17 protein-coding genes are annotated in these 14,876 nt (G+C 26.5%); 3 read left to right on the top strand and 14 right to left on the bottom strand.

Annotated features, from left to right (window positions below; genetic code table 4):
* Positions 1–262: 262 nt before the first annotated feature.
* The 3 genes from CJJ23_RS04525 to nadE form a co-directional block, all read right to left on the bottom strand.
* Positions 263–988 (bottom strand): hypothetical protein, encoded by a 726-nt coding sequence (locus tag CJJ23_RS04525; protein WP_095335159.1) that lies wholly within the window; start codon positions 986–988, stop codon positions 263–265.
* 23 nt (positions 989–1,011) lie between these two features.
* Positions 1,012–1,734, bottom strand: a complete 723-nt coding sequence (locus CJJ23_RS04520; protein ID WP_095335158.1) for a YebC/PmpR family DNA-binding transcriptional regulator — start codon at positions 1,732–1,734, stop codon at positions 1,012–1,014.
* A 70-nt stretch (positions 1,735–1,804) separates the two neighbouring features.
* Complete coding sequence (gene nadE, locus CJJ23_RS04515) at positions 1,805–2,569, bottom strand: NAD(+) synthase (RefSeq protein ID WP_095335157.1); 765 nt, start codon at positions 2,567–2,569, stop codon at positions 1,805–1,807.
* 96 nt (positions 2,570–2,665) lie between these two features.
* On the opposite strand from nadE, the gene CJJ23_RS04510 reads away from it, so the two are divergent.
* From CJJ23_RS04510 to CJJ23_RS04500, 3 genes are read left to right on the top strand one after another with little or no spacing between them, the layout of a single operon-like run.
* Positions 2,666–3,325, top strand: a complete 660-nt coding sequence (locus CJJ23_RS04510) for a hypothetical protein (protein WP_095335156.1) — start codon at positions 2,666–2,668, stop codon at positions 3,323–3,325.
* Positions 3,316–4,056, top strand: a complete 741-nt coding sequence (locus CJJ23_RS04505; RefSeq protein ID WP_095335155.1) for a type III pantothenate kinase — start codon at positions 3,316–3,318, stop codon at positions 4,054–4,056. The genes CJJ23_RS04510 and CJJ23_RS04505 overlap by 10 nt, the downstream gene beginning before the upstream one ends.
* Positions 4,043–4,693, top strand: a complete 651-nt coding sequence (locus CJJ23_RS04500; protein WP_095335154.1) for an ECF transporter S component — start codon at positions 4,043–4,045, stop codon at positions 4,691–4,693. The genes CJJ23_RS04505 and CJJ23_RS04500 overlap by 14 nt, the downstream gene beginning before the upstream one ends.
* On the opposite strand, the gene CJJ23_RS04495 is transcribed toward CJJ23_RS04500, so the two are convergent.
* The 11 genes from CJJ23_RS04495 to cdd all read right to left on the bottom strand — a co-directional run bounded on the left by CJJ23_RS04495 (position 4,694) and on the right by cdd (position 14,827).
* Entirely contained in the window at positions 4,694–5,095 is a 402-nt protein-coding gene (locus CJJ23_RS04495) for an insecticidal delta-endotoxin Cry8Ea1 family protein (RefSeq protein WP_084231833.1), read from the bottom strand.
* Positions 5,082–5,507 (bottom strand): hypothetical protein, encoded by a 426-nt coding sequence (locus CJJ23_RS04490; RefSeq protein ID WP_095335153.1) that lies wholly within the window; start codon positions 5,505–5,507, stop codon positions 5,082–5,084. Before CJJ23_RS04490 ends, CJJ23_RS04495 begins: the two co-directional genes overlap by 14 nt.
* A gap of 82 nt (positions 5,508–5,589) precedes the next feature.
* Positions 5,590–8,325 (bottom strand): DNA gyrase/topoisomerase IV subunit A, encoded by a 2,736-nt coding sequence (locus tag CJJ23_RS04485; protein WP_095335152.1) that lies wholly within the window; start codon positions 8,323–8,325, stop codon positions 5,590–5,592.
* A complete protein-coding gene (gene parE / locus CJJ23_RS04480) occupies positions 8,318–10,273 on the bottom strand; it encodes a DNA topoisomerase IV subunit B (protein ID WP_095335151.1) in 1,956 nt (651 codons plus the stop codon). The genes CJJ23_RS04485 and parE overlap by 8 nt, the downstream gene beginning before the upstream one ends.
* 49 nt (positions 10,274–10,322) lie before the next feature.
* Positions 10,323–10,757: an iron-sulfur cluster assembly scaffold protein gene (locus CJJ23_RS04475; protein ID WP_095335150.1), complete on the bottom strand. Its 435-nt coding sequence runs from the start codon at positions 10,755–10,757 to the stop codon at positions 10,323–10,325.
* Positions 10,747–11,919: an aminotransferase class V-fold PLP-dependent enzyme gene (locus CJJ23_RS04470; RefSeq protein ID WP_095335149.1), complete on the bottom strand. Its 1,173-nt coding sequence runs from the start codon at positions 11,917–11,919 to the stop codon at positions 10,747–10,749. Before CJJ23_RS04470 ends, CJJ23_RS04475 begins: the two co-directional genes overlap by 11 nt.
* A complete protein-coding gene (locus tag CJJ23_RS04465) occupies positions 11,906–12,652 on the bottom strand; it encodes a TlyA family RNA methyltransferase (protein ID WP_095335148.1) in 747 nt (248 codons plus the stop codon). The genes CJJ23_RS04470 and CJJ23_RS04465 overlap by 14 nt, the downstream gene beginning before the upstream one ends.
* Positions 12,637–13,083, bottom strand: coding sequence for a hypothetical protein (locus tag CJJ23_RS04460; protein ID WP_095335147.1), 447 nt, complete (start codon positions 13,081–13,083; stop codon positions 12,637–12,639). Before CJJ23_RS04460 ends, CJJ23_RS04465 begins: the two co-directional genes overlap by 16 nt.
* A 2-nt stretch (positions 13,084–13,085) precedes the next feature.
* Positions 13,086–13,508 (bottom strand): transcription antitermination factor NusB, encoded by a 423-nt coding sequence (locus CJJ23_RS04455; RefSeq protein WP_095335146.1) that lies wholly within the window; start codon positions 13,506–13,508, stop codon positions 13,086–13,088.
* Between the two features lie 15 nt (positions 13,509–13,523).
* Positions 13,524–14,414: a GTPase Era gene (gene era / locus CJJ23_RS04450; RefSeq protein ID WP_095335145.1), complete on the bottom strand. Its 891-nt coding sequence runs from the start codon at positions 14,412–14,414 to the stop codon at positions 13,524–13,526.
* Positions 14,414–14,827 (bottom strand): cytidine deaminase, encoded by a 414-nt coding sequence (gene cdd / locus CJJ23_RS04445; RefSeq protein WP_095335144.1) that lies wholly within the window; start codon positions 14,825–14,827, stop codon positions 14,414–14,416. Before cdd ends, era begins: the two co-directional genes overlap by 1 nt.
* Positions 14,828–14,876: the final 49 nt, after the last annotated feature.

Here is a 14,876-nt window from a genome sequence, read left to right as displayed (position 1 = left end):
GGTTGTTTTCACTCTATATCTTGCAGAACCTACACTATCAATTAAGTCACCAATTTTTTTGTATTCAATTTCGCTTGGATTAATTTCTTTTAATAAGTTATTAATGTTTTTCATATTTAATTCCTAATAAGCTTCTTATTTATTTTTAATTATATCTTTAGCATTTACTTTTTGATGCTATTTAAATGAAATTATTTGAATGATTTTTAATTAAAAAAATCTTCTGCGGATGCAGAAGATAAGATTTAAACTTATGTTTAAATTAAATTCAAATAATTTTTTTCTTTTGAATTTGAATGCCATAAAACGTTGTTTGAATTAAAGCAATTGCTAGGTTAATACTTTGTCATAAAGTTCCTAAAATATATGGAACAAGTAATGATTCAGGTAATAAACCAATTTTAACTGATTGAATTCTAAGAGCAAAAGTTAGTACTCATAAAACATTGAAACCAATCAAGTTAATTAAGAATGATAAAGGAATAAAGTAAAGTGTTTTCTTTCTAATTCCCATAATAGTTTGAGGTAGAAAAGCTACCATTGAAAAAATTGGACCTAAATTAGCAAATACAGATGAGACTGCCGTTTTTGCTTCGCTATCTGCAAATGGTTTTTGGCCAACTGCAAAAAACCAAATGGTTCAAGCGAAAATAATAATTAAATAAATTGATAAGGCAATTTGTTGACCTAGTTTGGCTTTGAAACTAATTACTTTATCTTTGCGATAATGTAAGAAAGCAAACATAGTCATCGCGGTAATAATCATTGCAATTAATTCAGCGATAATTAATTGTTGTCCACCTGAATCAAGCATTAATCCCCAAGTTGAGAATAAAATAATTGCCGTTGCAAATAGTCATCAACTATACATATTGACTTTCTCTGCTTTTTTATTTCTTAAAACGTTAACAAGTTGTGGTAGTCCTGTAATTGCAACTGAAATTGAAGCGATTCAAGCAATTACATTTGAGATTTCTAATATATTCATAAATGAGTCCTTTTCCTAAATTTTTATCCAAGATTGTGATAAACGTTTTGCACGTCATCATCTGATTCAAGACGCTCAATAAAGTCTAAAACTTTTTGAGCCTCTTCATCATCCATCTCGACCGTGGAATTTGCAATGTAGGAAATTTCTGCACTCAGAAATTCTTCAAAATTGGTGGCACTCCTGATTTTATCTAAGACTTCTACAAAGTCTTCAGGTTCACAAGTGATTGAGTAGTATTTATCTTCAACTACGATGTCACTAGCGCCTGCATCAAGGGCAATCATTGTGATGTCATCTTCAGTAATTAAACTACTGTCGATTTCAATTAAGCCTTTTCTTTCAAAGACATAAGGAACTGAATTTTGCTTACCTAAAGCACCATTTGCCCTTCTAAACATGCTACCAATATTAGCTGTTAGTCTATTTAGATTATCAGTTAAACAAACCACTAGGATTTGCACACCTTTAGAAACTGTGCCTGAATAAGTTAATTCAGTATATTGCACTGCATCTTTACCTGAGCCACTACCTTTAGCGATTGCTTTTTCAATGTTGCTCTTTGGCATTGATGCCGAACGAGCTTTTGAAACTGCAAGCCTTAAAGCAGGGTTTGAATTGATATCAGCGCCCCTTGTGGCGGCAACAGATATTTCTTTAGATAGTTTTTGAAAGATTTTACCACGCTTGGCATCTTGCGCGCCTTTGCGGTGTTTAATATTTGCTCACTTTGAATGTCCAGCCATTTTGCTCCTTAATTAAAAGTAATCTTTGTAAAAGTATAAAAGAATATTTTATTTTTGGTGATAAAAAAAATTAACTTTCTTTAACAAAGTTTTCTAAGTCTAAAGGTTTTAAAGCACCCACTCTTTTATGAGCACTTATTCGGTGTAAATAGTTGATGCGCTCAAGTGTTTTTTGATCAACTTCTTGACCTCTTAAATAAGCATCTACTTCAGAATATTTGATTTGCATTTCATCTTCATCGTTTTGATCATCTCATAATCCTGCAGAAGGCACCTTATTAATAATTGTTTTAGTTACTCCATAAATTTTAGATAGTTTTCTTACTTCAGTTTTAGTTAAATGTACAATCGGTAATAAGTCAACACCACCATCACCAAATTTTGTAAAATAACCTAGATGTCATTCATCTAAATTATCAGTTCCTAAAACCAAATAATTTTTTTCTTGAGCCAAAGCATATAAACTTGTCATTCTTAAACGAGGTTTAATATTTGCTAAAGAAAGTTGATCATTAATTTTTAAAACATCAACCATTGCTTTATAAGCATTTTCTAAATTTAAATATTGATGTTTCAGTTTTAACTTACTTACAAGTTCATTAATATCTAATTCATCTTGTTTTCTTTTATTAATCATCATTGAAACTGTGAAATGGTTTTTTGGAAAAACCTTAGCAGCAATTGCTGCTACAAGTGCTGAATCAATACCGCCTGATAAGCCAACAATCACACCTTTTTTATTTGCTTCAGTCACAACTTTTAATAATCACTTTTCTAAGTATAAGCCATAAGCTTTTAATTTTTCTTCACTAATTTTTTCTAAATTTTTTGACATGTTTTTATTTTATCTTAATTAACTTAACTTATAATTTAATAATAATATTTCTTAAATAGTTGTGTTGGAGTTAACTTGGATAAAAATATCAAAGAGATGAAACAAAGAAAAGGATCTAAATTTTCTAATTTAGATCCTAAATCAAAATTTAATTCACTAGCAAATGCTAATGAATCTGAAAATGAAATCTTAGGTTATTTTTCAGATTATTTAAGTAAAAATGCTTATTTAAAAGTTTTAATAGTTTATGGTTTTCGCACTAAAACTAAAACTTCAAAAGTAATTTATGATCATAGTAATTTATTAGCAGCATTTGTTAATTTTGAACTATATCGCCATGGCATTAAGGCTGACTTAGTTGACATTAATAATTATAATGATGAAGCCTTAAGAGAAATTGCTTGTGAATATGATTATTTAATTTCGCTAGCCAATTACAACTATCAAAGTAATCGACTTACTGGCAAATTATTTAAAAAAGATAACTTCAATTCATTTACTTGAATTGAAGAAACTTTAATCAAAAATCCTTTGCTTAAAGTTTTTATAACTGAGTATCATAATAAGCAAAAAGCAGAAGAATTTTTTAAAGAAAAAAATGAAATTCAGGCTTTATTATTTTATGATTTAAGCAAAAGCGAAAAAGACAATATTAATGCAGAATTAATTACTAAAGAGAATGTCTTAAAAATTATTGATTGTATTGTCGATGAAGTTGCCTATACAATTGCTAGAGAGGTTTTAACATGAAAGTAACTCTATATATTGATGTAGGAAATACTTATACAAAGTTTGCAACTAAAGCAAGAGAGCAATGATATTTTCAACAAATTGAAACGAAATTAATTCAAGCAGAAGTTGAATTATTTTCTTATGTCAATGAAAACTGTGGCATTAAAGATGTTGAAAAAATTTTTATCTCTTCAGTTGTTGAAGAGAAAAATTATTTATTTGATCGCCTAGCTAAAAACTTTTATCAGTGTGAAATAACTTTTTTAAATACAACTAATACTACGAAGTTAAATTTAGGTGATGCAAATCAATCACAAGTTGGTGCTGACATTTTAGCAAATGCAATTTATGCAGCAAGTTTATATAAAAAAGCAATTGTTGTTTCTCTTGGAACAGCCACGGTAATTTCACAAGTAAAAAATAAAAGATTGCAAGGTGCAATCATCGCTCCTGGTTTATATAATTCATATTTAAATCTAATTGAAACTGCTCCTAAATTGCCCTTATTAAAATTTAATTATTCAGAAAAAAATTTAGGTAATAATACAGAAGAAGCATTATCAATTGGCTTTATCAACGGCTTTTTCTACATGATAGAAAGTCTAGCTAAAAATATCGATCCTAAAAGTAAAATTTTAATCACAGGTGGCGATGCAATTTATTTAAAAGAAATTGCAAAAATTAATAAAAATATTGAATTTATCGATAACATGGTAATAAAGGGATTAGCGGAGGAATTCGATGAACGTAATTAAGTGGTACAAAAATAGACACGAAAGATTTCGTGCCAACAGGCTCTTTTATATTAAGACCTGAATTTATTTAGCTTTTTATTTAGCTTTAATTTTAATATTAAGTTTTATACCTTATACGGGTTATATTAAATTAGGTTTAATTGATTTTACAACCTTACCAATTATCATGGTTGTTGCTTCATTACATCTAGGATGAAGTGGTGGTTCAATTGTTGGTTTTGCTATCGGTTTAGGAGCCTTAATAGCAGCTCATACTAGGGGCGATGCTTCAGGAATGTTTTACTTTCCAGATGTCTCTGTTTTACCAAGATTTTTAACTGGTTTAATTGTTGGTTTAACTAGTCAACTTTTAATTAAAGAACGCTTTAAAAATGTTGTAAAAGTAATTAACATTATGATTTTAGGAGCACTAGCTGTTTTATTAAATACAACTTTAGTAACAGCCTTTATTTTTTTACATAATGCAATTGCGCCATTTCAATTTTTAAATTCAGTTACCTTATTAATTTGACTTGGATTCATTTATGTTAACTTTATAGTTGAAATTATTTTTGCTTTAATTTTAGCTTGATATCTTGCTTCATTTATGCTTTACATTAGAGCAAGATTTAGAAGTTCAAAATTAATTTCTATTTAGTTAAAATTTTCATTTTTTAAGTAATCTATACATTTTAGTTAATAAGTAAATATTATAAATTGAACCCTTATAACTTTGATTTGTATAGGTTGTTAAATAGTCATTAATTTCATCTTTTATTTTTGTCTTACTGTGGTTTCTACGGTAAGACAATTTTCTTTTATATTTTCAAATGTATGCTCAAAAAATAGATAAAACAAAAGTTAAAATTGCTAAAGATGTAACTATTAATCAAACTGGAAATTCAAAAAATTGACTTAGATGTACTCAATAAATAATATAAAAAACTAATACAAGTGATCAAAGAATTACGATAAATAGAAATATTCAAGTTGCAATTAAAGCAAACTTGATTAAGTGAAATAAACTTTCAGAAGTTCTTGATTGATTATCTTCGTTCACTAGGTATTTCCTTAATAAATTTTCTTAGTCTATTTATGAAAATCATATTTAAAATTGGGTATCTTAAAAACATAGAAATTTTATTTAAATAAATATTTAAATCTTCATCTTTTGATTTAATTATATAATCACTTTTGACAATTCAATTAAATCTTAAATAACATCCAACTGCATAAAAAAGAATTCATATTCCTGCAATTACTAGTCCAGGGATAATTGCAATAATTGAATTAGTAGTATTAAAATTTATTTTAAATTCATCAGTTAAAAAAATATTAATAATTAAAAAAGATAAAGCAATTATAAAGAAAATTACTTCGCTAATTGTATAGTAAAAAGCGATCTTAATTTTTTTATTTAAGTCTTCAAAAGAATTAAATTTATTAATATGTAAATCTCTATGTTGATTCATATTTCTATTATATAAACAGAATTAAATAAATATAAAAATCGCAAAAAACTTTTTGCGATTAATTTGTATGTTTAAGCAATAATTATTTTTTCTTTTTACTTAATAATTCTTTAATTTTTTCAGGTCTAAATTTACTATCAAAACTACCGTAAGCATCATCAATTGTATCTAAAATAGCATCAATACTTTTCTTCTCTTTTAATTCATTTTTGATCTTACTTTTATCAACTGAATAAGTTTTTGTTTTTTCAATTTCAACTGTTTTAGATGAATTATCTTTTGTATTTTTAGAATCATCTTCTTCAAGTAATGATTGTGTTTTTTCGCTATCAAATTCTTGAGTTAATTTTTTATTTATATTGCTTTCAATTAAAGATTTATTTTTATTTAAATAATCAAGTTGCGATTCAGTTTCGTTGAAAACATAATTTACATTTCTTCCTAAAGTAGAAAATTGGTTTTCTCTTTTGCTATTTGATTTTTCATCAAAAACAACTACATCATTAATTTCAACTAAATTAAATTTATTTTCATAATCTAAAATTAAAGATGATTTAACAAGGTGTTGATTTGTTTTAGCTTGTTCAAAATATTTTTGTCCTTTATTTCCACGGTTAGCAAATTTAAGTTTCTTAACATCTAAATACATGTAATAATTTCTTTGACTAACTAGTAATAAATTTGATTTATTTTGAGCACTTTGTAAATGATTTACAACTTCACCAGCATTTAATTTAATAATAATATTTCCCATACTTGAAGTATTTAAAAGTGGGAAATCATTTTCACTTATTTTTAAAACAAGATCATTATTTGTAAATACTAAATTTACAAATCCACCACTACTTAAACTTACAGAAGCTAATTGATCACCTGATTTAATTTTAATTGCTCTAACTGGTTTTGAATATTTACTAATATCAAATGCTTCGATTTTAGTACGTTTTCCTAGCCCTAATTTAGTTATAAAATTGACATAAATTGTGTCGCTAAAATCATTAATAATAAATGTATTAATGATTTTTTCTGAATCATTTAATTTAACAAATTCACTAAGATGTTGCCCAATTTCTTTTCATTTACCTGAGTTAATTTTAAATAAAGGAATACTTATAAAATTACCTTGATTTGTGAAAGAAATTAATTTAGATTTTGTATTTGTACTTTGTGCAAATACAATTTCATCTCCTTCTTTTAATGAGTATGTTTCATAATTATTTGAATCATAAATTTTTTGAGAAACACGCTTTAGATAACCCTGTTTTGTCATACTAATATGAATATCTTCTTCTTCAATTAGATCTTCAATATTGTAATCAACTGCATCATGAGAATCTTCAATTAAGGTTCTTCTAGGGATTGTATAATTTTTATTTATCTCTTTTAAAATTTTAATTAAATGATTATTAAATAGACTTTCATCTTTTAATAATCCTTGCAATTCTGCAATTGTTTCAAGTAGTTTTGTTTTCTCATCTTGAAGAGCATAAAAGTCAGTTTTAGACAGTCTATATAATTGCATTTCAGCAATTGCAGTTGCTTGTCTTTCTGTAAATTTAAATTCTCTAATCAGATCTTCAATAACACCCTTTTTAGCATTATTACTTTCACGAATCACTTTAATAACTTTATCAGTTACTTGAGAGACAATTAAAAAACCCTCAACTATTTCAAGACGATCTTTTGCTTTATTTAAATCGTAAATAATAATTTTATTATTTACATCTTTAAAGTGATCTATATAAGCACCAAGCATTTGATGTAAATTCATTAAGGTTGGATAACCTTTATAAATAGCAATATTATTGTATGAATAATAAACACGCAATTGAGTTTTGCTCATTAAATAATTAATAATAGTTTTAGCATCAGCATTGGTTGTTAATTTTATTTGAATTTCAATTCCATCACGGTCAGAAACATCTAATACTTCTTCAACACCTGCAATATTATTTTTATCAAGTAGTTGATCAATTTCAAAAACTAATTTTGACTTCACAATGCCATAAGGTAATTCTTTAATAGAAATATAGTGTTGTTTATTTTCTTTAACAATTTCATATTTTGAACGAATTGAAACACGACCTTTGCCAGTTTCAAACGCTTCAATAATCCCTTTATTTCCACTAATTATTCCACCAGTAGGAAAATCAGGTCCTTTAATATGTTTCATTAAAGTGTTTAATGAAACATTAGGATTTCTAATCATGGCAATTGCACCTTCAATAACTTCATTGATATTATGTGGTGGGATTTCTGTAGCAAAACCTGAAGCAATTCCACGGCTTCCATTGATTAATAAGTTAGGAATAAATGAAGGTAAAACAGTTGGTTCTTTTTCTGTATCATCAAAGTTTGGTACAAACTTAACGATATTTTTTTCAATCCCTTTCAGCATTAATTCACTTACTTTAGCTAAACGACTTTCTGTATAACGCATTGCAGCAGCAGGATCATCATCAACTGAACCGATATTACCATGCATTTGAACAAGTGGCAAGGCCATTTTTCAATCTTGAGCAAGCCTTATCATGGCATCATAAATTGAAGTATCACCATGAGGGTGATACTTACCAATAACATCACCAACTACACGAGCTGATTTTTTATAAGGTAAATGATTGTAAAGTTTTAAATCATGCATTGAGAATAAAATTCTTCTTTGCACAGGTTTAAGCCCATCTCTAGCATCAGGTAGGGCTCTTTCTTGAATTACATATTTAGAATAATTTCCAAATCTTTCAGACATAATTTCATCAAGATTTTGTAAGTAAATTTGAGGGTTTAAGCCTTCGGGAGCATTATCTTTTTTAGCCATTAATTACCTCATTTACTACTTCATTTTTATCATCATTGATTTCAAAATCATCATCTAAATCAAAGTTTACGTTAGTTGAAATTCATTCTTTTCTAAGTTCAACGCTATCGCCCATTAAGGTAGAAACACGGCGCTCAATAATCGCAAGATCATCTAAAGTTACTTTGATTAAACTTCTAGTTTTAGGATCCATTGTAGTTTCTCAAAGTTGATCTGCATTCATTTCACCAAGTCCTTTATAGCGTTGAATTTCATAACGAGCGTGGTTTTTTGTGATTTGCTTTAATTCATCATTACTTCAAGCGTATAAAACGGTTTGTTTTTTATCTTTTAAAGAAATTTTATATAAAGGTGGAAGGGCAATATAAATATGTCCACCTTCAATTAACTGTCTCATGTATCTAAAGAAAAATGTTAGTAATAAAACCTGAATATGAGCACCATCTGTATCAGCATCGGTCATAATTATGACTTTATGATACTGTAAATTGTTAATGTTAAAATCTTCACCTATTCCAGTGTTCAAGGTGTTAATAATTGTTGCAATTTCTTCATTTTTTAAGATCTCAACTAGTCTTGATTTTTCAGTATTAATTACTTTACCACGTAGCGGCAAAATTGCTTGATATTTGCGATCTCTACCGCTTTTAGCACTACCACCAGCTGAATCTCCTTCTACAAGAAAAATTTCTTTTTCTTTAGGGTTCTTACTTTGAGCAGGAGTTAATTTTCCTGATAGAATTAACTTTTCTTTTTTAAGATTTTTTAAAGAACGGCTTTCTTGACGTGCTTTTCTGGCGGCCATTCTTGAATCATAAGCATTTTTAATTTTACCAATTAAGCGTTCAGCATCTTGTACGTTTTCGTTTAATCAAAAACGAACTTTTTTATAAACAGCATCTTCAACGATCGCTTTTGCATCGGGTGTACCTAGTTTATCTTTAGTTTGTCCCACAAATTCCAGAATTTTTTCAGGAACTTGCAAAGCAAGCACAATTGAAATCCCTTCACGAATGTCTTCACCATCAAAGAAACTTTTACTTTTAACTAGTTTTCTTTCAAAGGCTCATTCATTAATGACTTTAGTAAAAGCATTTTTAAAAGCACTAACATGCACTCCACCATCACGAGTTTTAACATTATTAACAAATGAAACAAAAACTTCAGTGTAATCACTTGTATATTGAAAAGCACATTCTAAATTAATTCCTGTTGCTTTATCAGCATCTTTAAAAACAAAAGTTTGAGTTACTTTCTTTTTTGAATTATTTATAAATTCAATAAAAGCACTGATCCCGTTTGAATAGTGAAACTCTCTTGAAAAACTATTATTTTCGTTTTTGAAAATAATAGTTAAATTAGAATTTAAAAAAGCAGCTTCTTGTAAACGTTCAATAATAATTTCTTGATTAAAAGTTACCTTTTTAAAGATTTCAAAATTAGGTTTAAATTCAACCTTAGTTCCTTTTTTACTTGTTTTACCAATTTCTTTAGTTTTGACGCTGATGTTACCACCATCTTTAAATTCAGTAAAGTATTCTTTACCTTCACGATAAACATTAACTTTTACATAATCGCTTAAAGCATTAACAACGCTGGCTCCTACACCGTGAAGCCCTCCACTTGATTTATAAGCGCCATCACCAAATTTACCACCTGCATGTAATTCTGTAAAAACTAATTCAACTCCTGATTTTCCAGAATCGTGTTTTTGCACAGGGATACCACGACCATCATCTTCAACAATGATTGATTGGGTTTTGGTTAATGTCACTTTGATAGTTTTAGCAACACCTGCTAAAACTTCATCGATTGAGTTATCGAAGATTTCTCAAATAAGGTGATGCATACCTTTTGAATCTGTAGATCCAATATACATCCCTGGTCTTTTTCTGACTGCCTCAAGACCTTTTAAGACTTTTAAATTGTCAACTGAATAATTGCTCATATTGTTTTATTATAAAATCAAACAAACTTTTTCTTGTTTAATAAATTTATTATTTTTTTAATATTTTTTTGTCAATAAAATTAGAAACGATAACAGCACATGAATGTCTATTAAAATGTTTTTTAACATCATCAAAAATTGATAAGATTCCCATCAGGTTTTGATCGTAATCTTTGCCATCGATCATCTTCTTATATTCTTCATTTAATTGCTCAACTTCCTCTAATGATTTATTCAAAATGGCTTTAAAAAATAATTTTGAAGATGATTTAAAAATTGCACATCCTGATAAATTAGTTTCTATTTTTTTAATAATATTATTTTCAATTTCAAAGGTGGTAATTAATTTATCTGCACATGTATCTGAATATTGTACATGCGCATTTTCATGATTAAGATTTTTATTTTCTAATTCCTGTGAAGCATAATTTTTCATAATAATATTTCTTGCCTCATCACGAGAATATTTTTTATTAGATGACAAAAAAATCACCTCCATTTTTTAATTCATAAATTAATTTATCTACATCTGATTTTGTATTATAAATACCAAAACTAATTCTTACAAATGATTCATCATTTTCATTATCAAAACTTAAATAAGAGCAGAATTTTCCTTGTCTTACATAAAGATTTTTACTTGCTAAATATGATGAAATATCTTGAGAATGATAATTCTTAATATTAAATAAAACTATAAATTTATCCCTCCTTTGATAAATATTAATTTTATAATTTTCTATTTTTTTTAATTCTTTAACAAAATAATTTGAAAGTTCAATAATTTTATTCTTTGCTTCTAAAGTGTTAAATTTATCAGCAAAATCTAATGCTCCATGCATTGCCATAATCCCTGCTAAATTAGAAGTTCCAGGTTCATAGCCATCAATATTTTCTTTTAAAACAATATCAATACTTTTGTTATCTTTTTTAAATAAAATATCATTTGTAGCACCACCACCAAAAATTTTAGGTTTTATTTTATTAAAAATATTTTTTGAAATAATTGAAAAACCTAAACCAGTTGGACCAAAAAATTTATTTGCACTAAAAATAATTATTTGATTATTTTTTAACTTTACTTCTTCGTGAACAATTGCTTGTGCAGCATCATTAACCAATATAATATTTTTTTCTAAAGTTATTTTTTCAACTTCATGAAAATCAAATTCATTATCAAAATTATTTGAAGATTGACTTAAAGAAATAACTTTAGTTTTATCTGAAATATCACTTAAAATATTTTTTGAAATAATTATTTTTACACCCTTATTTTCAGCATATTTAAATCAAGGAACAATATTTGAAGAATGATTATTTTGTGCCAAAATAATTTCATCACCTTCTTTTAAATTATCATTAATCATAAAAGCAATTTGGTTTAAACCAAAAGTAGTTCCAGAATGAATGATAACTTGATCATCTTCATTTGCTGAAACTAAATTTTTAATTCTTGCTCTTAATCTATTAACTTCTGCAGATAAAAATTTTCCAATTTCTGTATCAGCACTTCTTGTGCTGATTCCGTATTCTGTATAGTATTTAAATTCTGCTTCAATCATTGAAATAGGTTTTAAACTAGCTGCTGCTGAATCAAAATAAATTATTTTATTTGCCATTGGAAAATGAGTTTTAATATCTTTCATCACTACCTCTTTTACAGTAAATAAAATATTCTTGATTTCCTGATTTTTTACCTTTTACTTCACTTTTAATTACTCGTTTAATATCAAAGCCAAAAGAATTTGCAAACATTATGAAATCATTAATCATACGTTCATGCAAAGCTTCTTCAACAAAACCCGCTTCAGAAACATCTTCTTTTTTTGCTTCAAATTGTGGTTTAAATAAAAGTAAAAAATCATTACAATTTACTAAATCATTTTTCATAATAGGAACTAATTTTTTTAAGGAAATAAAAGAAACATCTGCAATTAAAAAATCAATTTCATTTTTAAAATCTAATTCACCAATTTTATTAAAATGTGTCTTCTCGATAGATAAGACTTTTTCATTTATTCTTAAAGAATAGTCAAGTTGATTTGTTCCTGCATCTAATGCATAAATTTTTTTAGGATTTTTAGTTAAAAGATATTGAGTAAAACCACCTGTAGAGGCACCAACATCAATAATTACTTTGTTTTCAACGTTAATATCAAAATTATCAAAAACGCTTTTTAATTTATTTGCACCCCTTGATACATATTCTTTAGAATCTTTAACAATTATTTTATCCGTTGATCTAATTTTAAACTTAAGTGAATTTTCATAAGAGTTATTTACTCTAACTCTCATCGACATAATTAAACCTTTTGCAGCAAATTCACTGTATCCTTGACTAATTAAAAATTCTAGTAATGTCATTACTTTATTCTCCATAAAAACTCCTTTATAGTACTATTTAATCCTTCATTAATTTCGATACTTTTTAAAAAATCACTATAACTATTTCTCATTATTTTAACGTTATCTAAATAGTTCTGATTAACCTTAAATTTTTTTGTAATTTTAATATTTTTTATTTTGCAATGATTAAATAAAAAAAGTAATAAATTTTTATAGTCTAAATCTTGAAATTTAGGTTTTATATTTTTAATTACTATCTCAAAAATATCTTTAAAAATTTCATCACTTCATTGTTGAATTAAAATAAAAAACAAGTGCTCTAATTCAATTAATAATTGAATATTAGAATCTAAAAAAACTTCTAATGCATAAGAAAAAAAGAAGGCATTTTTTTTATTAATAATTTTGTAATAAGCAACTAAATCATATTTATTTTTGTAAGCTAAAATAATTTCATTATGCATAATTATTTATTAATTTTTTTAGCAAAATTATCTAATAAAGCATTAACAAAATTTACTTCTTTTTGATCTAATAAACTTTTTGAAATTTCAACAGCTTCACTAATTACAATATTTTTTATACCAATTAAAATTTCATTTGCAGACACTATTAAAATTGCTCTAATCAGTGGTTTAATATTTGTTCAAATTCATGTTTCAGATAATAATGATTCTAATGCAGGTATTAGTTTTTCTTCATTACTTACAATCATTTTCATAATTCTAAATTCACGCTCATCTAAATCAAATCTTGTAAAAATATCATCTAAGTTTAAACTTTTATCCATCAAGTAGTATTGATAAATGATGCTGATCAATAAAAAGCGTTCTCTTCTTGCTAATTCTCATTTTTGGTTAGCAATTTGACTATATAAAATTTCTTTCATATTTAATAATATAACTTATAAACCCATTTTATTAATGAATTCTTCATTATTAACTCAGTTCTTTTTAACTTTAACATTTACAAATAATTTTGTTTTCACGCTAAAACGTTCAGAAATGGCTTTTCTAGCCTCTTCTCCAATAAGTTTGATTAACTTACCATTCTTACCAATTACGATACCTTTTTGGCTTTCTTTGTTAACGTAAATAGTTGATCTAATTTCAATAAAACTTTGATCTCCAAATTCATTATCTTCTTCACTGAATTGATCGATATCAACTAAAATTGAATAAGGTAATTCTTGATCTAAATGATTCATAGCAACTTCTCTAATTATTTCTTTTGCCATAAATCTTTGATTAATATCTGTAAAGATTTCACTATCATATTGCTGTTCGCCTTCATAAGCAAATGATTTTAATATATCAATTAATTTTTTAATTGATGTATTATCTTTTTTTGAAATTGCGAAGATATCTTGAAAACCTAATTCTCTTAATTTGTCTGCCTTAGCTTTTAAAATTTCTGATTTATTTTCTAGATCAACTTTTGTAATAATAGCAATTTTATTTTTAGTATTTTTTAAGTGATCAATTATAAAAATATCACCTGTAGAAATTTCTTCATTTGCAGGTGTTAAAAAAGCAGCTAAATCAATTTCTTTTAATGAACTCAGTGCTTCTTTATTTAAGTTATCCCCGTATTTTGAAATTGGTTTATGAATTCCGGGAGTATCACTAAAAATAATTTGATAATTATCTTCAGTATTTAAAATACCAGTGATTACATTTCTTGTGGCTTGAGGTTTTTTATTGACAATTGCTAAATCATAATCTAAAATTTGATTTAGCAATGTGCTTTTCCCTACGTTAGGTCTACCAACAATTGAAACAAATAAAATCTTCATTATTTTTTAGCTCAAGCAATATCATTCATGACAACAGGATGAGGGGCAAGTTCTTTCAATAAATATTCATTGATGCTTTTTCCATCATATGAATAAAGATATACTTTGCTATCTGGTTTCATAAATTCAGTCATCACTTGGCGACATCCTAAACATGGTGAAACAGGGTCATTATTTTTACTAATAATATGAATTTCTTTAACTTCACCTACTTTTAAATCTGTGTTTGCAACAGCACCAAATAAGGCGCTTCGTTCAGCACATAAACCTGATGGATAAGCGGCATTTTCTACATTTACACCTTTGTAAATTTGATTGTCATTAAAGACAATAATTGCTGCAACTGGAAAGTTTGAATATGGACTATATGATTTTTCTAAAAGGATTTTTAATTCACTATAATATTTTTTCATTTAACTATTATATATTTAATAATTAATTGTTAAGCAACATATTTAATTA

It is taken from the genome of Mycoplasmopsis agassizii (assembly GCF_002276225.1).
Taxonomy (GTDB): Bacteria; Bacillota_I; Bacilli_A; order Mycoplasmatales; family Metamycoplasmataceae; genus Mycoplasmopsis_B; species Mycoplasmopsis_B agassizii_A.
Note: the sequence above shows the minus strand (reverse complement) of the source record. Positions and strands in the feature narration are given on the sequence as shown.